Genomic DNA, 19,835 nt, shown 5'->3' on the forward strand with positions numbered 1-19,835 from the left:
CCACCAGCGCGAAGCCGTTCTAGGCTCGTTCCTACCGCCGAGTCGCGCAGTGCGGGGACGGGCACCGCACACGCACGGGAGCGCCAGCGGTACTTGAGCGGCGTCCCCGACCGAGGACGCCGCCGGGCAAGGAGGGCCGCATGACCGTACGGCGAGTAATGGGCATCGAGACGGAGTACGGGATCTCCGTCCCCGGCCACCCCAATGCCAATGCCATGCTCACCTCGTCCCAGATCGTCAACGCCTACGCAGCGGCGATGCACCGGGCCCGCCGGGCCCGCTGGGACTTCGAGGAGGAGAACCCGCTGCGGGACGCGCGAGGCTTCGACCTCGCCCGCGAGGCCGCCGACTCCAGCCAGCTCACCGACGAGGACATCGGCCTCGCCAATGTCATCCTCACCAACGGCGCGCGGCTCTACGTCGACCACGCCCACCCCGAATACAGCGCACCCGAGGTCACCAACCCCCTGGACGCCGTCCTGTGGGACAAAGCCGGCGAACGCATCATGGCCGAAGCCGCCGAACGCGCCGCCCAGCTCCCCGGCGCCCAGCCGATCCACCTCTACAAGAACAACACCGACAACAAGGGCGCCTCCTACGGCACACACGAGAACTACCTGATGAAGCGGGAAACCGCCTTCTCGGACATCGTGCGCCACCTCACCCCGTTCTTCGTCTCCCGCCAGGTCTTCGCCGGCGCCGGCCGCGTCGGCATCGGCCAGGACGGCCACGAACACGGCTTCCAGCTCAGCCAGCGCGCCGACTACTTCGAGGTCGAGGTCGGCCTGGAAACCACCCTCAAACGCCCCATCATCAACACCCGCGACGAACCCCACGCCGACGCGGAGAAGTACCGCCGCCTCCACGTCATCATCGGCGACGCGAACCTCTCGGAGATCTCCACCTACCTGAAACTGGGCACCACGGCCCTGGTCCTCTCCATGATCGAAGACGGCTTCATCGCCGTCGACCTCGCCGTCGACCAGCCCGTACGCACCCTCCACCAGGTCTCCCACGACCCGACCCTGCAACGCCTCGTCACCCTCCGCAGCGGCCGCACCCTGACCGCCGTACAGCTCCAGATGGAGTACTACGAGCTGTCCCGCAAGTACGTGGAGGAGCGCTTCGGGGCCGACGCGGACGACCAGACCAAGGACGTCCTCAGCAGGTGGGAGGACACCCTCAACCGCCTGGAGAACGACCCCATGAGCCTGTCCGGCGAGCTGGACTGGGTCGCCAAGCGTGAACTCATGGAGGGCTACCGGCGCCGCGACGACCTCGACTGGGACGCCGCGCGCCTCCACCTCGTCGACCTCCAGTACGCCGACGTACGCGCCGAGAAGGGCCTGTACAACCGTCTCGCGGCCCGCGGCAGGATGAAGCGGCTCCTGACCGAGACGGACGTCGACCGGGCCCGTACGAAGCCGCCGGAGGACACGCGGGCGTACTTCCGCGGCCGCTGCCTGGAGCAGTACGCCGACGACGTCGCGGCTGCCTCCTGGGACTCGGTGATCTTCGATCTCCCGGGCCGGGACTCGCTCCAGCGCGTCCCAACCCTCGAACCGCTTCGCGGAACGCGAAATCACGTCAAGGAGCTCCTGGACCGCTGTCGCACGGCAGAAGACCTGGTCAGGGTCCTGTCCGGGCACTGAACCGGGGTCCAATCGTGATCAGCCGGGCAGGGTGGAAACACCGCCGTCCGGGAATCATCGAGGTGGCCCCCTGGCGTTGTGGAAACAACGGGGCCAATGTCGGACCCGGCTTGTAGGGTCTGATCATCACCGATCGGCAGGAATGCCGACCTGTCGACCATGTCGGGCAACAGAGCGGGGTGAGGGTTATGGCGACCAAGGACACCGGCGGCGGCCAGCAGAAGGCCACCCGTTCCACCGAGGAGACCGAGGCGGCGCCGGAGGCGCAGGCATCGGAGGACCTCAAGGAGCGACAGGAGAAGCTCAGCGACGACGTGGACTCGGTTCTGGACGAGATCGACGATGTCCTGGAGGAGAATGCAGAGGACTTCGTCCGTAGTTTCGTTCAGAAGGGCGGCGAGTAGCCTTCGAATCTTAGGTGACGGGGGCTTTGCGGTTGGCAAGTGATGGTGATGTGAAGCGTTGCTCGCGGTGCCAGGAGTCCAAGCCGCGGGCAGCCTTCGCGGGGAACAAGTCGACTCGTGATGGGTTGCAGGCCTACTGCCGGGAATGCTGGGCGGAGTACCACCAGGCCCGGCAGACAGCCAAGGGGAAGAATGTCCGGCCGCGTGTGCGGACGCCGGAGGGGCACAAGTTCTGTCGCAGCTGCGGCGAGATCAAGCCTCACAGTGAGTGGCATCGCAACGCCACCGCTTCCGACGGTCTCTCGACCAGCTGCAAGGAGTGTCGGGCGAACAAGGCGCGTGCCGGTCACCTCAAGCGCCACTACGGCATCACAGAAGCCGAGCGCGACGAGCTGATCGCCTCTCAAGGGGGCGTCTGCTGCATCTGCTTGGCTGCTTTGCCGGTGCATGTGGATCACTGCCACGAGACGGGTAGGGTCCGAGGCGTACTGTGCTTCAGCTGCAACGCGGCGCTGGGGCAGTTCAAGGATCGGCCCGACGTCATGAGGCGGGCTGCGACATATGTGGAAGGAAACGCGTGGAAGCCAACACTCGTAGCACCGGGCGTCTACCAGCTGCCTTCCTGACGCCTGGGTCGTCGTCCTTCATGGACTTCCTGTCGGACCACCAGCCGGAGCTGTTGCCCGGCAAGCGGCAGCTGCCGCCGACCCAGGGTGTCATCGAAGCTCCGCACGGCACGACGATCGTGGCCGTGACGTTCCCCGGTGGTGTGGTGCTCGCCGGTGACCGCCGGGCCACGATGGGGAACATGATCGCGCAGCGGGACATCGAGAAGGTGTTCCCGGCCGACGAGTACTCGGCCGTCGGTATCGCCGGCACGGCCGGTCTGGCCGTGGAGATGGTGAAGCTGTTCCAGCTGGAGCTGGAGCACTTCGAGAAGGTCGAAGGCGCGCAGCTGTCCCTGGAGGGCAAGGCGAACCGGCTGTCGACCATGATCCGTTCCAACCTGGGCATGGCCATGCAGGGTCTGGCCGTGGTGCCGTTGTTCGCCGGTTACGACGTGGACCGGGAGAAGGGCCGGATCTTCTCGTACGACGTGACGGGCGGCCGTTCCGAGGAGAGCGGTTACGCGGCGACCGGTTCGGGCTCGATCTTCGCGCGCGGTGCGATGAAGAAGCTGTACCGTGCCGACCTTTCCGAGGACGAGGCGACGACTCTCGTCATCCAGGCCCTCTACGACGCGGCGGACGACGACTCGGCGACCGGTGGTCCCGATGTGGCCCGCCGGATCTATCCCATCGTCACCGTGATCACCGAGGACGGCTTCCGCCGGCTCACCGACGAGGAGTCCTCCGGCATCGCGCGTTCGATCCTGGAGCGGCGTCTGGAGCAGCCGGACGGTCCCCGGGCCGCGCTGCTCTAGCCGGTCCGGCCCGACGGCCCTCCTTATCCAGGTGATCCAGTGACTTCGACAGAAAGGGACGGATAACCGGTGTCGACTCCGTTCTATGTCTCACCCCAGCAGGCGATGGCCGACCGGGCGGAGTATGCCCGCAAGGGCATCGCCCGTGGCCGCAGTCTGGTCGTGCTGCAGTATGCCGATGGCATCGTGTTCGTCGGGGAGAACCCGTCCCGTGCGCTGCACAAGTTCAGCGAGATCTATGACCGGATCGGTTTCGCGGCCGCCGGCAAGTACAACGAGTACGAGAATCTGCGGATCGGTGGTGTGCGGTACGCCGATCTTCGTGGGTACACCTACGACCGTGACGACGTGACCGCTCGTGGTCTCGCGAACGTCTACGCCCAGACGCTGGGCACGATCTTCTCCTCGGCGGCCGAGAAGCCGTACGAGGTGGAGCTGGTCGTGGCCGAGGTGGGGGAGACCCCCGAGGGTGACCAGATCTATCGGCTGCCGCATGACGGGTCGATCGTGGACGAGCACGGTTCGGTCGCGGTCGGTGGTAATGCCGAGCAGATCAGCACCTATCTGGACCAGCGCCATCAGGACGGTGTGTCCTTGGCGGAGGCTCTGAAGCTGGCCGTGCAGGCGCTGTCGCGGGACACGAACGGCACGCAGCGGGAGATCCCCGCGGAGCGTCTGGAGGTGGCGGTCCTGGACCGCACGCGTCCGCAGCAGCGCAAGTTCAAGCGCATCGTGGGCCGTCAGCTGGCTCGTCTCCTGGAAGCCGAGGGCGCCGCCACCGAGGCGGAGAGTTCGGACGAGGAGGAGTAGTTCCTGCGGCTGCGAGACCTGTCCGTAGTGCGCCCCGGCCGACGTAGGCCGGGGCGCGCGGCTTTGTGTGCTCAGGCCCTCGGTGGCGCTGTGGACCCGCGTACGACCAGTTCCACGGGAATGTCTCCCCGTGTGGGTGTGCGTCCGTCCAGGACGGCCAGGAGGGCTTCCATGCCGCGCTCGCCGAACTGTTCGGCGTCGAGTCGGACGGTGGTGAGTTCGGGGTCGAGTGCGGTGGCGAGGGCGAGGTCGTCGAGTCCGGTGACGGAGAGGTCCTCGGGGACCCGCAGTCCGAGCCGTCGTGCGGCCTTGTAGGCGCCGGCGGCCAGTTTGTCGTCGTCGCAGACGAGTGCGGTGGGCCGGGGTGTGCCCGGCGCGGTGTCGGTGAGCGCGGTCTCGGCGGCGGCGAGTGCTCCGTCGATGGAGATGGGTGCGGCGGCCGTGCGCAGTGATGTGCCGGGGGTGGAGCCGATCCGTGCCGCGAGTTCCCGTGCGCGGACGTCGAAGGTCCAGGAGGGGATGTCGGCGGCCAGGTGGAGGAAGTGGCGGTGTCCGAGGCCGAGCAGGTGGTCGGCGATCTGTCGTACGCCGTCGCGGATGTCGAGGTTGACGGTGGCGGCGCCGCGGCTGCCTTCGGGGTCGCTGTCGAGCATCACCAGGGGGAGCTGGTCGCCGCGGATGGCGGTGAGGGCGTCGGCGGCCATGGAGGAGGCGATCACGCCGTCGAGGGCGGCCTGGGCGGAGGCGAAGGGGTCGCGGGCGGGGCCGACGCCTTCGGGGGAGGGGTAGAGGACGACGCCGAAGCCGTGGCGGGCGGCGACGCGGGCGGCGCCGGTGTAGACGCCGGCGAAGAATTCGGTGGTCAGGGCGGGGACGACGAGCAGGACGGTGCGGGTGCGGCCGAGGCGGAGGTTGCGGGCGGCGAGGTTGGGGCGGTAGCCGAGGTCGCGTGCGGCTTCGCGGACGCGTTGGGCGGTGGTCTCGGAGACGCGGCCGCGCCATTTGTCGCCGAGGACGAGGGAGACGGCGGCCTGGGAGACGCCTGCGGCCTGGGCGACGTCACGGCTCGTGGGCCGTGTACTACCTCGTGCCACGGTCGGCGTGCTCCTTCGTCTGGACTGGTGGGTTGGGCACATGGTACGTATGACGGGAGACGTTATACGTAACACGTCGCTCGTCGAGAGCCCTTCGAGAGGCAGGACATGGCCGCCGGATATCTCGGGATCCTCAGGACGCGGCACGCCGCGCGGCTGCTCGCCGGAACGCTGGTGGGCCGGCTGCCGAACGCCACGGCCGCGATCGCCGTCGTGCTGTTCGTCAGGGCGGAGGGCGGCACCTACAGCCTCGCGGGCGCGCTGGCGGCCGTGTACGGCCTCGCGAACGCCGTGGGGCAGCCGCTGCTGGGACGGCTCGTGGATCTCCACGGACAGCCGCGTGTGCAGCTGCCGGCGGCTGTCGTGTCCGCGCTGGCCATGTCGGCCTTCGCCCTGTCGGGGCTGGATCCGCTGCCGGTGGCGTATCTGGCCATAGCGGTCGCCGGGCTGTTCACGCCTCCGCTGGAGGGCGGGCTGCGGGCGCTGTGGTCCTCCGTGCTGCGCGGGGAGGAGCAGGTGCACACGGCGTACGCGATGGACGCGGTGGCGCAGGAGGTCATGTTCACCGTGGGGCCGTTGCTGGTGACCCTGTGCGTGGCGCTGTGGTCGGCGTCGGCCGCGCTCGTCGTGCTGAGTGTCATCGGGGTGCTCGGGGCCCTGTGGGTGGTTCTCTCGCCGCCTTCGCGGGCCTGGCGTTCGGCTCCCCGCGAGGCGCACTGGCTGGGCGCGCTGCGTTCTCCGGGGCTGCTGGCGCTGCTCGGCGCGTTCTTCTTCGTCGGTGTCGCGCTCGGTTCGATCACGGTGGCCGCGCTGTCGTACGCGGACGGCCACGGTGGGGACGCCGTCTACGGCTGGCTGATGGCGGGTGTCGGGCTGGGCGCGCTCGTGGGCGGGACGGTGTACGGCGCGCGGCGGTGGAGCGGGGCGCCGGAGCGGCGTCTGCAGGTGCTGGTGGCCCTTCTGGCGGTCTGTTATGTGCCGCTGACGCTGATGCCGGGTCCGGTGGGCATGACGGGGCTGACGACGCTCGCGGGTGTGTTCCTGGCGCCGGCGATCGCCTGTGTGTTCGTTCTTGTCGACCGGCACGCGCCGCGCGGCACGGTGACGGAGGCGTTCTCGTGGATCGTGACGACGTTCACGGTGGGCCAGTCGGCGGGAACGGCGGTCGCGGGGCCGGTCGTCGAGTGGGGCGGGACGCTGTGGGGGTTCGTCGTGCCGGGGGCGGCGGGGGCCGTGTCGTTGCTGGTTCTGCTGGCCACCGGGCGGGTTCTCGCTGTTCCCTCCGAGGGTGCGGTGGTTGCGGTCTCATCGGAAAATGATCCAAACCGTGCTGCCGAACCCCGTTTCAGCTCGGTGGATCGGGCGTAATGTTCAGTCATGGACCGCCGCATTTTCGGGCTGGAGAACGAGTACGGCGTCACGTGCACGTTCAGGGGACAGCGCCGTCTGTCTCCTGACGAGGTGGCGCGGTACCTCTTCCGCCGTGTCGTGTCATGGGGCCGCAGCAGCAATGTGTTTCTGCGGAACGGGGCCCGCCTCTATCTCGACGTGGGCTCACATCCGGAATACGCGACACCCGAATGTGACAACGTGACCGAACTCGTCACTCACGACAAGGCCGGCGAGCGCATTCTCGAAGGACTGCTGGTCGATGCCGAACGCCGCCTGCACGAGGAGGGAATCGCGGGCGACGTCTACCTCTTCAAGAACAACACGGACTCGGCGGGCAACTCGTACGGTTGCCATGAGAACTATCTGGTGGCCCGGCACGGGGAGTTCTCCCGGCTCGCCGACATCCTGATTCCGTTCCTCGTCACCCGGCAGTTGCTGTGCGGCGCGGGCAAGGTGCTGCAGACTCCGCGCGGTGCGGTGTACTGCGTGAGCCAGCGCGCGGAGCACATCTGGGAGGGCGTCAGCTCGGCGACCACCCGCTCCCGGCCGATCATCAACACCCGCGACGAGCCGCACGCGGACGCCGAGCGGTACCGCCGTCTCCACGTCATCGTGGGCGACTCGAACATGTCCGAGACGACCATGCTGCTGAAGGTCGGGGCCACCGACCTGGTGCTGCGCATGATCGAGGCGGGCACGGTCATGCGTGACCTCACCCTGGAGAACCCGATCCGGGCGATCCGCGAGGTCAGCCATGACATCACCGGCCAACGCAAGGTGCGGCTGGCCAGCGGCCGTGAGGCCTCCGCGCTGGAGGTGCAGCGCGAGTACTACGAGAAGGCCGTGGACTTCGTGGAGCGCCGCGGCATCCGTACGGGCACCGTCGAGCAGGTCCTGGAGCTGTGGGGCCGCACGCTGGACGCGATCGAGGCCGAGGACCTCGACCGGATCGGTACCGAGATCGACTGGGTGATGAAGTACAAGCTCATCGAGCGGTACCGGGCCAAGCACAACATGACCATGTCGCATCCGCGGGTCGCCCAGATAGACCTCGCGTATCACGACATCCACCGCCGTCGTGGCCTCTACTACCTGTTGGAGAGGAAAGGTCAGGCCACCCGTATCTGCAATGACTTGAAGATCTTCGAGGGCAAGTCGGTTCCGCCGCAGACGACTCGGGCGAGGTTGCGTGGTGACTTCATCCGGCGTGCTCAGGAACAGCGTCGGGATTTCACGGTCGACTGGGTTCATCTCAAGCTCAACGACCAGGCGCAACGCACGGTTTTGTGCAAGGACCCGTTCCGTTCGGTGGACGATCGGGTGGAGAAGCTGATCGCCGGAATGTGAGCCGGCTCGTTCCGGGTGGGATTGCGGAACGCAACGCGGGGCGCCGTACGTTTGCCGTACGGCGCCCTTCGCACGCCGTAGAGTTGCGCGCACGCCATCCGACAAGATCGACCGATACGAGGCCTTCACCGTGCGCCGACGCTCACTCCTCATCGCTGTTCCCGCTGGACTGGTCACGCTCGCCGCCTGTGGTGACGGTGAGTCCGACTCGGCCAAGGCCAGCAGCAGCCCGTCCGCGTCGGCGAGCGGCGCGGCGAAGCCGCCGAAGATCGTGGACGGTCCGCTGCCGGCGATCACGGGCGGGGTGAAGTTCGACGAGAAGCCGACCGTCGCCAAGGGCAGTGGCGATCCGTCGAAGGATCTGGCGGTGAAGACGGTCATCGCGGGCAGCGGGCGGACCGTCGCCGAGGGCGACTACATCCAGGCGAACTACCTGGGGCAGGTCTGGTCGACGGCGAAGGTCTTCGACAACTCCTACGACCGCAAGACGCCGCTGGTCATCCAGCTCTCCCCGCAGGGCATCATCGACGGCTGGCGGTATGCGCTGACCGGCAAGAAGGCCGGCAGCCGGGTGCAGATGGCCGTGCCGCCGACCTGGGGCTACGGTCCGAAGGGCAACCCGAATGCGGGGATCAAGGGCACCGACACGCTGGTCTTCGTCGTCGACGTGCAGGACACCTTCAACGCCAAGAGTTCGGCGAAGGGCACGAAGGTCGCGCAGGGCGACGCGAATCTGCCGAAGGTGGGCACCAACACCGACGGCAAGGCTCCCTCCATCGAGGTGCCGAAGGTCGACCCGCCGACGAAGCTGGTCGCGAACTACATCCTCGAGGGCGACGGCCCGGAGGTCGGCGCCGACGACAGCCTTCTGGTGCAGTACAAGGGCGTGCTCTGGGACACCGGCAAGGAGTTCGACTCCTCGTACAGCCGTGAGGCGCTGAGCTCGTTCGGGTTGAAGCAGGTCGTCAAGGGCTGGTCGCAGGGCATGACGGGCAAGAAGGTGGGCAGTCGCCTTCTCATCGTCATCCCGCCGAAGCTGGGCTACGGGGACACGCCGCCCAGTGGCAGCGACATCAAGAAGGACTCCGTGATGGTGTTCACCGTGGACATCCTCGCGAAGATGTGAGGCCCCGGGATGCGAGACTGTCCGGCGTTGTCCAGTACATACACAAGCAGGAGCCTGAAGACGTGAGCATTGACAAGCCCGAGATCGACTTCCCCGAGGGCGCGCCGCCGGCCGACCTGGAGATCAAGGACATCTGGGAGGGCGACGGCGAGGTGGCCCAGGCGGGTCAGACCGTCACCGTGCACTACGTGGGTGTGTCGTACTCCACCGGTGAGGAGTTCGACGCCAGCTGGAACCGTGGTGCGCCGTTCCGCTTCCCGCTCGGTGGCGGTCGTGTCATCAAGGGCTGGGACCAGGGCGTGCAGGGCATGAAGGTCGGTGGCCGCCGCCAGCTGACCATTCCCGCGCACCTCGCCTACGGCAACCAGAGCCCGACGCCGGCGATCAAGCCCGGTGAGACGCTGATCTTCGTGGTCGATCTGCTCGGGGTCTGATCTGTCGCAAGCCGTGTCAGGGCCGACCGTGTCGTGACCGGTCTCGACTGTCTGGGGTCCATGCCTGTTCGGGCATGGACCCTCGGCTTTTGCCGCGACGCTTCGTAGCGGTAGGTTCGTGCCGCGCAAACACCCGAGGGAAGGGCGTCGATGGCCATTGCCAAGGCCGAGCGGTTGATGAACCTGGCGCTGTGTCTGCTGGGGACGCGCCGGCCGCTCAGCAAGCGCGAGCTGCGGGATTCGATCGAGGCGTACGTCGAGGCCGTCAGGCCGGAACACGGCGCAGCGGGAACCGACGACTCCTTCAACCGCATGTTCGAGCGCGACAAGGACGATCTGCGCGAACTCGGCCTGGTCATCGAGACGGTGGAGAACCTCGACGGCGAGGTCGGCTATCTGGCCCGCCGCGACAGCAACAGCCTTCCGCCCATCACCCTGGACGCCGAGGAGGCCGCGGCCCTCGGGCTCGCCGCGAAGGTCTGGCAGCAGGCCCGCCTCGCCGGAGCGGCGAGCGGCGCCCTGCAGAAGCTGCGCGCGGCCGGGCTGCCCGAGGACGTCGATCCGTACGAGGCCCATGGCGCCCTGGAACCGCGCATCCCGGTGCACGAGGCGGCCTTCGAACCGCTGATGCTGGCCTGCCGTGACCGCCGCCCGGTCCTGTTCGAGTACCGCAAGGCCACCGCCGCGCGTCCCGAGCCCCGGCATGTCGAGCCCTGGGCCCTGGAGTGCTGGCGCGGTCACTGGTATCTCGCCGGGTACGACCGTGACCGGGGCGCCGAGCGGGTCTTCCGGCTCTCGCGGATCACCGGCAAGGTCCGCAGCCGGGGCGGTGCGTTCACCGCCGAGGTGCCGGACGTCGTCACCGTGCGGGAGACGGTCGCGAGCTGGGCGGGGGAGACCGCCGACCGCTCCGCGCGGATCCGGCTGCGCTCCGGTGCCGGCTACCCGCTGCGGGCGAAGTCCTCCGCCGTGCGGGAACTCGGGGACGGCTGGGACGAGTTGGAGATTCCGTACGGGCACGGTCTGGATGCCTGGCTGGTGGAGTTCGGGCCCGATGTGGTGGTCCTGGAGCCCGCGGAGCTGCGGGCCGATGTGGTGGACCGGCTGCGTGCCGTGGCCAAGGGTTGAGGGGACGTAAGAACGTGGTGGGAAAACCGGCGCGGCCGGGGAACGCCATCGACCAGACCCGGCGGATGCTCTCCCTGGTGACGTATCTGCGGGAGCGGCCCGGCGCCCGGATCGAGGACGTCGCCCGTGCCTTCGGGATCACCGAGGACGAGCTGGTCTCGGACCTCGACGTGCTGCCCATGTGCGGGACCAGCTTCCGCGGTGGTGATCTGCTGGACATCGACACCGACGGCGAGCGCATCTGGTGGCACAACCCGGCCGCGCTCGGCGCGGAGGCGGCCGAGCCGCTGAGGCTGGCGGCCGACGAGGCCACCGCCCTGCTGGTGGCCGCCCGCGCGGTGGCCACGCTGCCGGGACTGCGCGAGAGCGACCGGCAGGCCCTGCTGCGGGCCACCGCCAAGGTCGAGGGGGCGGCCGGGGAGGCGGCGGGCGCCAGCTCGCGGCTGTCGGTCACCTTCGAGGCCGAGGGCGGGGTCTTCGCGGACGTCGACCGGGCCATCTCGGAGCGCCGGCGGCTGTGGATCCGCTACTACTCGCCCGCCCGGGACGAGCTCAGCGAACGCGAGATCGACCCGATCCGCCTGGTCAGCGTCGGTCACACCTATGTCGAGGCCTGGTGTCGCCGCTCCGAGGCGCGGCGGACGTTCCGGCTGGACCGGGTCGCCGAGATCAAGATCCTCGACGAGCCGTCCGCGCCGCCCGAGATCGAGCTGCGGGACCTGTCGGAGGCGCTGGTGCAGCCGGCCGCCGAGGATCCCGAGGTCGTCGTCGAGGTGGGGCCCGGGGGGCGCTGGGTCGCCGAGTACTACCCGCACGACAGTGCCGAGGAGCTGCCGGAGGGCGGACTGCGCATCAGCCTGCGCACACCCGACCCGGCGTCGCTGCGGCGCCTCGCGCTGCGGCTCGGGCGCGACGGCCGGATCGTCTCCCCGCAGGATCTCGCGGACAGTGCCCGCAGGGCGGCCCGTGAGGCGCTGGCGGCCTATGGCGAGGCTGTGCCGACGAGTCCGTGACGACGGGCCCCCGACGAGTCCGTGACGACCGACGAGTCCGTGACGACGGGCCCGTGACGACGACGAGTCCCTGACCGCGGGACCGTGACGACGGCGTACGACCGGAACAAGGAGATGCGAGGGCTGTGAGCGGCGGTTCGGTTGTGTCGGGTGTGAAGGCCGGTGTGAGGGCCGGGGTGCAGTCCGGCGTGCAGGAGATCCAGGAGCTCCGGGAGATGAGCGTGGCGGTCGCCTTCGCGGGCATGAAGAAGGCGGTGGACGTGGTGTTCAGAGCCGGCTGCCCCGACTGCCGGGCCCATGTCGAGCTGGGCGCGAGCGCGCTGCGCCTGGCCATCGGTGCCACCAGCAGGACCACGTTCTACTCCTTCACCTGCCCCGAGTGCGGCATCGCCGTCCGCAAGCCGGCCGGCGAGCGGATCGTCGAGCTGCTGACCGGGGGCGGGGTGCGGACCCTGCGGCTGCATTCGCCGGGTTAGGTCGCAGCTCGGCGGATCGGGCCGGCCGGCGGACGGCGACGCTCCGTAGGCGCCCGTGAGCGGTATCTGGTGCGGGCGGCCGCGGGGCGGGTGCGTGCGCCGGACCGTGCCGCTGGCCCGATCCGCCGGGCAGGCCCTAGGGTCGTCGCCATGTTCTGGGCGATGTTCGCGGTGGCTGTGGGTTTTGTGGGGCTGGTCGTGCTCGGGGTGCTCGCCGTACGGGTCTTTCTGGAGGCTCAGCGGCTGGGTATGCAGGTCACGGAGTCGGCGCGGAGGATCAGCCGGGCGGCGGAGGATCTGGAGCGGGCGACGGCGAGCGCGGCCCGTTCCGCGGACGTTCTGTGAGTTCCGGTCGAGGTTCCTGTGTCTTGCCCGGTGAGTGCGTTTTGCGCCACTTCGCCCTGTCACCTTCTCACCTTGTGCAGGTACGCTGCCTGTCGCGGCACGGAGAACGAGGCCCGGGTCGCGAATCGGGAGTACGCACGGGGATTGCCTGACGTTTACCCCTGAGCGTTACGATCGCTGCCAGCACGATCGTTCGGACACATGTCCGACCGGTCGGACAGCCCCCACCCGCCGCCTCGGTGAAGAAGGAAGACAGCTATGGGTAACCTCGGCCCCACCGAGATCATTCTGATCCTTGTCGTCATCGTCCTGCTGTTCGGGGCGAAGAAGCTGCCGGACATGGCGCGTTCGCTCGGCAAGTCCGCTCGCATCCTCAAGAGCGAGGCCAAGGCCATGAAGTCCGACGGCCAGGACGACAACACCTCGGCGGCCGCGCCCCCGCACGCCGGCGGCGAGACCCCGGCGCAGCGCACCATCCAGGCCTCTCCCGGCGATGTGACCACCGCTCGCCCGGTCGCCGAGCCGACGGACACGACCAAGCGCTGACGCAAGGCCGGACAAGGTTTCCGGCCTGCCGCACGAGATGAGGACGTGGGTTGCTCAAGTCTGCCCGCAAGACGGAGAAGGACAAGGATCCCGAGGGGCGGATGCCCCTCGCGGAGCACCTGCGCGAGCTGCGAAATCGCCTTGTCAAGAGCCTGCTGGCCATCGTCGTCACGACGGTCGTCGCGGTGATGTTCTACAAGGACATCATCCAGTTCTTCACGGATCCCATTCTCCAGTCGGTGGGATGCCAACACAGCTTCGCCGAGTTGGCGAAGGACACCAGCTCGGTCAAGTGCGCGCGCATCGTGCAGAACGGTCTGCTGAGCCCGTTCACGCTCGCTCTCACGGTCTCGCTGTCATCGGGCGTGGTACTCGCCGCCCCGGTCTGGCTGTACCAGCTCTGGGCGTTCATCGCCCCGGGTCTGCACCGCAACGAGAAGAAGTACAGCCTCGGCTTCGTGGCGGCGGGCTTCCCGCTGTTCCTCATGGGCTCGTACTTCGCCTACTGGTCGTTGCCCAAGATGGCCTCGGTCATGCTGCAGTTCTCGATCATCGGAAGCGACAACCAGCTGCCGCTCGATGATCTGCTGAACCTGATCATGCGGATGATCGTCGTCTTCGGCCTCTCCTTCGAGTTGCCGCTGCTGCTCGTGATGCTGAACTTCGGCGGGGTGCTCTCCGGCAAGAAGATGTTCGGCTGGTGGCGGGGCATGATCATCAGCATCACGCTCTTCGCGGCGATCGCCACCCCGAGCACCGACCCCATCTCGATGATGGCGCTGGCCGGCCCCATCTGGGTCCTGTACTTCTGCGCCTGTGCCGTCGCGCTGACCAACGACAGGCGCCGGGCCCGCGTCGAGGCGTTGAAGCCCGACGACGACGAGGCCTCCGAGCTGGATCTCACCCCCGAGGACGTCGGTGAGATCGAGACCGTCTCGGCGAGCCGGGCACTGCCCTCGCAGGCCGAGCCCGAGCGGGAGCGGATCAACGGGTACGACGACGTCACCTAGAACGGGCCGGGGTTCCGCGGGCGGACGGGTGCTCTCCGAGTGAGGGGTCCCGATCTGCTCTCCCGCCCGCCTCGAACGCCACTGGGGGCCCACCGGTACAACCGGTGGGCCCCCAGTCACTGTTCGGCGGCGAACGCCGGGATTCCGCTAGATCTCGGGTGAGCCCTGCAGGGGGGGCGTGCCGCCACCCGTTCCGTCGTTGTCGATGTCCCAGTTGATGTCGCCGTCGGCGGTCCAGCCACCCGTCGTGGTGCTGTGGAAGGTCGTGGTCGAGAAACCGCGGTTGCCCGACTGGGCGAAGTCGGTCGCCTCGGCCCAGTCGGCGCTACCGCTGCACTGGGTGCCGTCGTTGCGCTCCAGGCGCAGATTGACCTTGAGCTTGTCCATGCCGGTGCTGAGGCCCCCGCCACCGTCCGACCACCGGAACTTCACGGTGGCCTGGTAGTCGTTGCCCGACGTCCTCGACACGCACAGGTTGACGTACACGTCGAGGTCGGCGCCGATCGTGTCGTACGTCTTGTGCTGCTCGCCCGTGCACTTGCTGGCGGCGGCGGCAGTGGCCTGGGACGGGACGGCGACGAGGCCGACCATGGCAAGTCCCAGGGCGGCACCGGTGGTCATTGCGCGGGTGCTGCGTCGTTTCATGTGAACTCCCCGTAGAAATAGACGACCTGCGGCCGGATGGTCATCGGCCGTCGGCGGACTTCGGTGATCGTTGTTGCCGTGTCGGAGGCTTGGCAGGGCAATTGAGAAAGCGCTTACCCGCGTGCGGGTGCGACGGACGGGACCGCGACGGGCCGACGGTCACGGAAGCACGGGCCCGGCGGAGCCCCCGGACGCCGTGGCCGGTGGGCCGCTGCCGCCGCTCGTGCGCCGTGGGTCCGAGGGGGCGCCGAGGCAAGGGTGTGAGCTGCGCTTATCCCAGGTTTAACAGGATCTGATCCGGATAATGATCGTCCTGTTGTCGGTGGGGCCCGGTACGCTCGAAAGCACGATGACAGAGGACCTCTCCCCGGCCGAGCGTTACGCGGCAGCACGTAGGCGCGCTGTCGAGCAGGCCACCGCGCTCGCCGGTTTCCGCGCGATGTACGACTTCGGTCTCGACCCCTTCCAGATCGAGGCCTGCCAGGCCCTCGAATCGGGCAAGGGCGTCCTGGTGGCCGCCCCCACCGGCTCGGGCAAGACGATCGTCGGCGAGTTCGCCGTCCACCTCGCCCTGGAACAGGGCAAGAAGTGCTTCTACACGACCCCGATCAAGGCCCTGTCGAACCAGAAGTACTCCGACCTGTGCCGCCGCTACGGCGCCGACAAGGTCGGCCTGCTCACCGGTGACAACAGCGTCAACTCCGATGCCCCGGTGGTCGTGATGACCACCGAGGTGCTGCGGAACATGCTGTACGCGGGCTCCCAGACGCTCCTGGGCCTCGGGTACGTGGTCATGGACGAGGTGCACTACCTCTCCGACCGCTTCCGGGGCGCCGTCTGGGAAGAGGTGATCATCCACCTCCCCGAGTCGGTCACGCTCGTCTCCCTCTCGGCCACCGTGTCCAACGCGGAGGAGTTCGGGGACTGGCTGGACACCGTGCGCGGTGACACCGACGTGATCGTCTCCGAGCACCGGCCCGTGCCGCTGTTCCAGCACGTGCTCGCCGGCCGGCGGATGTACGACCTGTTCGAGGAGGGCGAGGGCAACAAGAAGGCCGTCAACCCGGACTTGACCCGGATGGCGCGGATGGAGGCCAGCCGGCCCTCCTACCAGGATCGCCGACGCGGCCGGTCCATGCGCGAGGCGGACCGTGAGCGCGAGCGCAGACAGCGGTCGAGGATCTGGATCCCGAGCCGCCCCGAAGTCATCGAACGGCTCGACTCCGAAGGCCTGTTGCCCGCCATCACCTTCATCTTCAGCCGCGCCGCCTGCGAGGCCGCCGTCCAGCAGTGCCTGTACGCGGGCCTCCGGCTGAACGACGACGAGTCCCGGCTCAAGGTGCGCGCCCTGGTCGAGGAGCGCACCGCCTCCATCCCGAACGAGGATCTCCACGTCCTCGGCTACTACGAGTGGCTGGAGGGCCTGGAGCGTGGGATCGCGGCCCACCACGCGGGCATGCTGCCGACGTTCAAGGAGGTCGTCGAGGAACTCTTCGTACGCGGCCTCGTCAAGGCCGTGTTCGCCACCGAGACCCTCGCGCTCGGCATCAACATGCCCGCCCGTTCGGTGGTGTTGGAGAAGCTCGTCAAGTGGAACGGCGAGCAGCACGCCGACATCACCCCCGGCGAGTACACACAGCTGACGGGGCGCGCGGGCCGGCGCGGCATCGACGTCGAGGGCCACGCGGTGGTGCTGTGGCAGCGCGGGATGAACCCCGACCATCTGGCAGGGCTCGCGGGCACCCGTACGTATCCGCTGCGCTCCAGCTTCAAGCCGTCGTACAACATGGCGGTCAACCTGGTCGAGCAGTTCGGGCGGCACCGCTCGCGCGAGCTGCTGGAGACCTCGTTCGCGCAGTTCCAGGCCGACAAGTCGGTCGTCGGGATCTCCCGGCAGGTCCAGCGCAACGAGGAGGGCCTGGAGGGCTACCAGGAGTCCATGACCTGCCACCTCGGGGACTTCGAGGAGTACGCGCGCCTGCGGCGGGAGCTGAAGGACCGCGAGACCGATCTGGCGAAGCAGGGCGCGGCCCAGCGGCGGGCGGAGGCGGCGGTCGCGCTGGAGAAGCTGAAGCCGGGCGATGTCATCCATGTGCCGACCGGCAAGTACGCGGGTCTGGCGCTGGTGCTGGATCCCGGGCTGCCCGCCGGGCGGTCCAACGGCCACCGCGGGTTCGAGCAGCACGACGGTCCGCGCCCGCTGGTGCTGACCGCCGAGCGGCAGGTCAAGCGGCTGGCCTCGATGGACTTCCCGGTGCCGGTGGAGGCGCTGGAGCGGATGCGTATCCCGAAGTCCTTCAACCCGCGTTCACCGCAGTCGCGGCGGGACCTGGCGTCCGCGCTGCGCACCAAGGCCGGGCACCTCGTGCCCGACCGGCACCGCAAGCGGAGAGCCGCCGCGGCGGACGACCGTGAGATCGCCCGGCTGCGGGCGGAGCTGCGGGCGCATCCGTGCCACGGCTGCAGCGACCGTGAGGACCACGCGCGGTGGGCCGAGCGCTACCACCGGCTCAAGCGGGACACCGCGCAGCTGGAACGCCGTATCGAGGGCCGGACGAACACCATCGCGCGGACCTTCGACCGGATCGTCGCCCTGCTGACCGAGCTGGACTACCTGCGGGCCGACGAGGTCACGGAGCACGGTAGGCGGCTCGCGCGGCTCTACGGCGAGCTGGACCTGCTGGCGAGCGAGTGCCTGCGGGCGGGTGTCTGGGAGGGGCTCGGCCCGGCCGAGCTCGCCGCGTGCGTCTCCGCCCTGGTGTACGAGGCACGGGCCGCGGACGACGCGATGGCGCCGAAGCTGCCGTCCGGGAACGCCAAGGCCGCGCTGGGGGAGATGGTGCGGATCTGGGGGCGGCTGGACGCGCTGGAGGAGGAGTTCCGGATCACGCAGAGCGAAGGGGTGGGGCAGCGCGAGCCCGACCTCGGCTTCGCCTGGGCCGCGTACATGTGGGCTTCGGGGTCGGGACTCGACGAGGTGCTGCGGGAGGTGGAGATGCCGGCCGGTGACTTCGTGCGGTGGTGCAAGCAGGTGATCGACGTGCTGGGGCAGATCTCGGCGGCGGCGCCGCCCGGGTCGAGCGTGGGGAAGAACGCGCGGAAGGCCGTGGACGGGCTGCTGAGGGGGGTGGTGGCCTACTCCTCGGTGGGGTGAGGCCGCCTGAAGCCATATACGGGACGGAACCGCTAAGGCTGGTCGGCTCGGTGGTTCAGATAGGTGCGCCAGCCGCCGTGGTCCGTGATGTCCTCGGCGTCCCGCAGGGCCGTCGGCTCGCAGAGGAAGCCCGGGGCCCGGGTGCCGTCGGACAGTTCGACGGTGCCCAGGGCCATGGGGCGGGGGAGCGCGGTCAGCAGGCGGCCCAGCCCCGCCGCCGGGAGGCGCCAGATCTCGGTCTCGATGGCGGCACCGCCCTCGCCCACATGGACCAGGCCCGGCTTCGGCGGAGTCGTGCGCAGGGCGTGCAGGCGGTAGACGGGGGCCGTGGTGGTCGTGCGCTCCAACTGGGCGCCCAGGGACAGGAGCTGGCTGTTCAGGGGCTGGCCGGACAGATGGGCGCCCACGACCGCCAGCCGGGCCTCCGGCTGGAGGAGAGCGGCGACGCCGGCCAGGCGGGTGTCCGTGAAGGCGGGGCCGATGAGCATGACCCCGAACGGGAGGCCGTTCACCTCGCCCGCGGGGACGGCGACGGCCGCCAGGTCGAACAGGTTCGTGGAGTTGGTGAAACGGCCGAGGCGGGCGTTCGCGCCCAGCGGGTCGGCGGTGACCTCGGCGAGCGTCGGGTGCCCCGGCGCCGTCGGCAGCAACAGGGCGTCCGCGTCGGCCAGTTCGGCGAGGGCGCGGGCACGCAGGGTGCTCAGCCGGTCCTGGTCGGCGAACAGCTGGTGGGCCGGGATGTCCCGGGCCCGGGTGATGATGCCGGCGACCGTGGGGTCGAGGGAGTCGACGCCGTCCGCGAGCGCCTTGTCGACGAAGCCGCCGACCGCCGTGTAGCGCTCGGCCACGAACGCGCCCTGGTAGAGCATGGCCGCGGCCTCGGTGAAGGGGGTGAGGTCGAGGGGGCGTACGTCCGCGCCCGCGGCCCTCAGACGGGTCACCGCCGACTCGTACGCCTCCGCCCAGCCCGCGTCCAGTTCGCCGAGCTGCTCGCGTGGGGGTACGGCGACGCGCCAGGGGCCCGGGGGGCGCTGCGCGAGCGGCGGGAGGACGCGGTCGGGCGGGGAGGCCATGTGGGCGAGGGCCTGTTCGGCCTCCGGGAGGGTGCGGGCGAACACCGTGACGCAGTCGATCGAGGCGCACGCCGGGACCACGCCGGTGGTGGGGACCAGGCCCCGGGTGGGCTTCAGGCCGACGATGCCGTTGAAGGCCGCGGGAACCCTGCCGGAGCCGGCCGTGTCGGTGCCCAGCGCGAAGTCGACGATGCCCAGCGCCACCGCCACGGCCGAGCCGGAGCTGGAGCCGCCGCTGATGCGGGACGGGTCGTGGGCGCTCCGTACGGCGCCGTGCGGGGAGCGGGTGCCGACCAGGCCGGTGGCGAACTGGTCGAGGTTGGTGGTGCCGAGGACGATGGCGCCGGCCGCGCGCAGGCGGGCGACCACGGGGGCGTCGGCGTCGGGGGTGTACGCGTACGCCGGGCAGCCCGCGGTGGTGGGGAGGCCGTGGACGTCGATGTTGCCCTTGACGGCGACGAGGCGGCCGGCGAGGGGGAGGGCGGTGCCGGTGGCGAGGCGGGCGTCGAGGGCGCGGGCCTCGGCCTCGACCTCCGCGCGGGGGCGGAGGTCGATCCAGATCTCGGGGCGGTCCACGGCTTCGATGCGGGCGTAGGCCGTGCGGACTCTGGTGAGGGTGGGGGAGGTCGGCATCTGTGCTCCTGGGCGTGCTGTGGTCGGCTGCGAGGCGGAGGGGTGCGTGATGTGCTCGCCCCCGCCGCCCCTACCCGTCCCCTTCCTGAGGGGCTGTGCCCCGTCGACCCCCTTGCGCAGGAGAGCTCGG

General features: G+C 69.5%; 19 protein-coding genes. 16 read left to right on the plus strand and 3 right to left on the minus strand.

The features are described from left to right. Window positions 1–140: 140 nt before the first annotated feature. From dop to prcA, 5 genes are all read left to right on the plus strand, one after another. Window positions 141–1,652, plus strand: coding sequence for a depupylase/deamidase Dop (gene dop / locus ACWCRJ_RS06230; RefSeq protein ID WP_450938193.1), 1,512 nt, complete (start codon window positions 141–143; stop codon window positions 1,650–1,652). A 188-nt stretch (window positions 1,653–1,840) separates the two neighbouring features. Beyond that, a complete protein-coding gene (locus ACWCRJ_RS06235; RefSeq protein ID WP_005485230.1) occupies window positions 1,841–2,056 on the plus strand; it encodes a ubiquitin-like protein Pup in 216 nt (71 codons plus the stop codon). 32 nt (window positions 2,057–2,088) lie between these two features. Continuing rightward, window positions 2,089–2,682 carry an endonuclease VII domain-containing protein gene (locus ACWCRJ_RS06240; protein ID WP_450938414.1) on the plus strand — a complete coding sequence of 198 codons (594 nt, stop codon included), beginning with the start codon at window positions 2,089–2,091 and terminating at the stop codon, window positions 2,680–2,682. Next, window positions 2,634–3,479 carry a proteasome subunit beta gene (prcB, locus tag ACWCRJ_RS06245; RefSeq protein WP_450938194.1) on the plus strand — a complete coding sequence of 282 codons (846 nt, stop codon included), beginning with the start codon at window positions 2,634–2,636 and terminating at the stop codon, window positions 3,477–3,479. The genes ACWCRJ_RS06240 and prcB overlap by 49 nt, the downstream gene beginning before the upstream one ends. Before the next feature lie 69 nt (window positions 3,480–3,548). Then, entirely contained in the window at window positions 3,549–4,289 is a 741-nt protein-coding gene (gene prcA / locus ACWCRJ_RS06250; protein WP_450938195.1) for a proteasome subunit alpha, read from the plus strand. 71 nt (window positions 4,290–4,360) lie between these two features. Here prcA and ACWCRJ_RS06255 read toward each other — a convergent pair whose 3' ends face one another. After that, the gene (locus ACWCRJ_RS06255) at window positions 4,361–5,383 is read right to left on the minus strand and encodes a LacI family DNA-binding transcriptional regulator (RefSeq protein ID WP_450938196.1); all 1,023 of its coding nucleotides are present in this window, start codon (window positions 5,381–5,383) and stop codon (window positions 4,361–4,363) included. A gap of 108 nt (window positions 5,384–5,491) precedes the next feature. Between ACWCRJ_RS06255 and ACWCRJ_RS06260 the strand changes: the two genes are divergently transcribed. From ACWCRJ_RS06260 to tatC, 10 genes are all read left to right on the plus strand, one after another. Beyond that, window positions 5,492–6,751 (plus strand): MFS transporter, encoded by a 1,260-nt coding sequence (locus ACWCRJ_RS06260; RefSeq protein ID WP_450938197.1) that lies wholly within the window; start codon window positions 5,492–5,494, stop codon window positions 6,749–6,751. 9 nt (window positions 6,752–6,760) lie between these two features. Further along, window positions 6,761–8,122 (plus strand): Pup--protein ligase, encoded by a 1,362-nt coding sequence (gene pafA / locus ACWCRJ_RS06265; protein ID WP_005485235.1) that lies wholly within the window; start codon window positions 6,761–6,763, stop codon window positions 8,120–8,122. Window positions 8,123–8,252: 130 nt separating this feature from the next. Further along, on the plus strand, window positions 8,253–9,248 hold the full coding sequence (locus ACWCRJ_RS06270; protein ID WP_450938198.1) for an FKBP-type peptidyl-prolyl cis-trans isomerase: 996 nt from the start codon (window positions 8,253–8,255) through the stop codon (window positions 9,246–9,248). A gap of 62 nt (window positions 9,249–9,310) precedes the next feature. Continuing rightward, window positions 9,311–9,682: an FKBP-type peptidyl-prolyl cis-trans isomerase gene (locus tag ACWCRJ_RS06275; protein WP_005485237.1), complete on the plus strand. Its 372-nt coding sequence runs from the start codon at window positions 9,311–9,313 to the stop codon at window positions 9,680–9,682. A gap of 150 nt (window positions 9,683–9,832) precedes the next feature. Next, the gene (locus tag ACWCRJ_RS06280; protein WP_450938199.1) at window positions 9,833–10,810 is read left to right on the plus strand and encodes a helix-turn-helix transcriptional regulator; all 978 of its coding nucleotides are present in this window, start codon (window positions 9,833–9,835) and stop codon (window positions 10,808–10,810) included. Between the two features lie 14 nt (window positions 10,811–10,824). After that, window positions 10,825–11,823: a helix-turn-helix transcriptional regulator gene (locus ACWCRJ_RS06285; RefSeq protein ID WP_450938200.1), complete on the plus strand. Its 999-nt coding sequence runs from the start codon at window positions 10,825–10,827 to the stop codon at window positions 11,821–11,823. Between the two features lie 215 nt (window positions 11,824–12,038). Then, a complete protein-coding gene (locus ACWCRJ_RS06290) occupies window positions 12,039–12,299 on the plus strand; it encodes a hypothetical protein (RefSeq protein ID WP_037627854.1) in 261 nt (86 codons plus the stop codon). A gap of 150 nt (window positions 12,300–12,449) precedes the next feature. Further along, a complete protein-coding gene (locus ACWCRJ_RS06295) occupies window positions 12,450–12,644 on the plus strand; it encodes a hypothetical protein (protein ID WP_450938201.1) in 195 nt (64 codons plus the stop codon). A 258-nt stretch (window positions 12,645–12,902) separates the two neighbouring features. After that, window positions 12,903–13,190 carry a Sec-independent protein translocase subunit TatA gene (gene tatA / locus ACWCRJ_RS06300; protein ID WP_005485245.1) on the plus strand — a complete coding sequence of 96 codons (288 nt, stop codon included), beginning with the start codon at window positions 12,903–12,905 and terminating at the stop codon, window positions 13,188–13,190. Window positions 13,191–13,240: 50 nt separating this feature from the next. After that, on the plus strand, window positions 13,241–14,200 hold the full coding sequence (gene tatC / locus ACWCRJ_RS06305; protein WP_450938202.1) for a twin-arginine translocase subunit TatC: 960 nt from the start codon (window positions 13,241–13,243) through the stop codon (window positions 14,198–14,200). Window positions 14,201–14,347: 147 nt separating this feature from the next. Here tatC and ACWCRJ_RS06310 read toward each other — a convergent pair whose 3' ends face one another. Further along, window positions 14,348–14,845 carry a hypothetical protein gene (locus ACWCRJ_RS06310; RefSeq protein ID WP_450938203.1) on the minus strand — a complete coding sequence of 166 codons (498 nt, stop codon included), beginning with the start codon at window positions 14,843–14,845 and terminating at the stop codon, window positions 14,348–14,350. A gap of 304 nt (window positions 14,846–15,149) precedes the next feature. Between ACWCRJ_RS06310 and ACWCRJ_RS06315 the strand changes: the two genes are divergently transcribed. Beyond that, complete coding sequence (locus ACWCRJ_RS06315) at window positions 15,150–17,999, plus strand: DEAD/DEAH box helicase (protein ID WP_450938204.1); 2,850 nt, start codon at window positions 15,150–15,152, stop codon at window positions 17,997–17,999. Between the two features lie 32 nt (window positions 18,000–18,031). Here ACWCRJ_RS06315 and atzF read toward each other — a convergent pair whose 3' ends face one another. Next, a complete protein-coding gene (gene atzF, locus ACWCRJ_RS06320; RefSeq protein ID WP_450938205.1) occupies window positions 18,032–19,705 on the minus strand; it encodes an allophanate hydrolase in 1,674 nt (557 codons plus the stop codon). Window positions 19,706–19,835: the final 130 nt, after the last annotated feature.

The sequence above is a fragment of the Streptomyces sp. NPDC002324 genome (genome assembly GCF_053593335.1).

What these genes read in the sequence shown, in the direction of transcription:
- dop (WP_450938193.1), top strand. Translation starts at nt 141, where the DNA reads ATGACCGTACGGCGAGTAATGGGCATCGAGACGGAGTACGGGATCTCC.
- ACWCRJ_RS06260 (WP_450938197.1), top strand. Translation starts at nt 5,492, where the DNA reads ATGGCCGCCGGATATCTCGGGATCCTCAGGACGCGGCACGCCGCGCGG.
- ACWCRJ_RS06235 (WP_005485230.1), top strand. Translation starts at nt 1,841, where the DNA reads ATGGCGACCAAGGACACCGGCGGCGGCCAGCAGAAGGCCACCCGTTCC.
- atzF (WP_450938205.1), bottom strand. Translation starts at nt 19,705, where the DNA reads ATGCCGACCTCCCCCACCCTCACCAGAGTCCGCACGGCCTACGCCCGC.
- pafA (WP_005485235.1), top strand. Translation starts at nt 6,761, where the DNA reads ATGGACCGCCGCATTTTCGGGCTGGAGAACGAGTACGGCGTCACGTGC.
- tatA (WP_005485245.1), top strand. Translation starts at nt 12,903, where the DNA reads ATGGGTAACCTCGGCCCCACCGAGATCATTCTGATCCTTGTCGTCATC.
- ACWCRJ_RS06295 (WP_450938201.1), top strand. Translation starts at nt 12,450, where the DNA reads ATGTTCTGGGCGATGTTCGCGGTGGCTGTGGGTTTTGTGGGGCTGGTC.
- ACWCRJ_RS06310 (WP_450938203.1), bottom strand. Translation starts at nt 14,845, where the DNA reads ATGAAACGACGCAGCACCCGCGCAATGACCACCGGTGCCGCCCTGGGA.
- ACWCRJ_RS06280 (WP_450938199.1), top strand. Translation starts at nt 9,833, where the DNA reads ATGGCCATTGCCAAGGCCGAGCGGTTGATGAACCTGGCGCTGTGTCTG.
- ACWCRJ_RS06290 (WP_037627854.1), top strand. Translation starts at nt 12,039, where the DNA reads ATGAGCGTGGCGGTCGCCTTCGCGGGCATGAAGAAGGCGGTGGACGTG.
- ACWCRJ_RS06315 (WP_450938204.1), top strand. Translation starts at nt 15,150, where the DNA reads ATGATCGTCCTGTTGTCGGTGGGGCCCGGTACGCTCGAAAGCACGATG.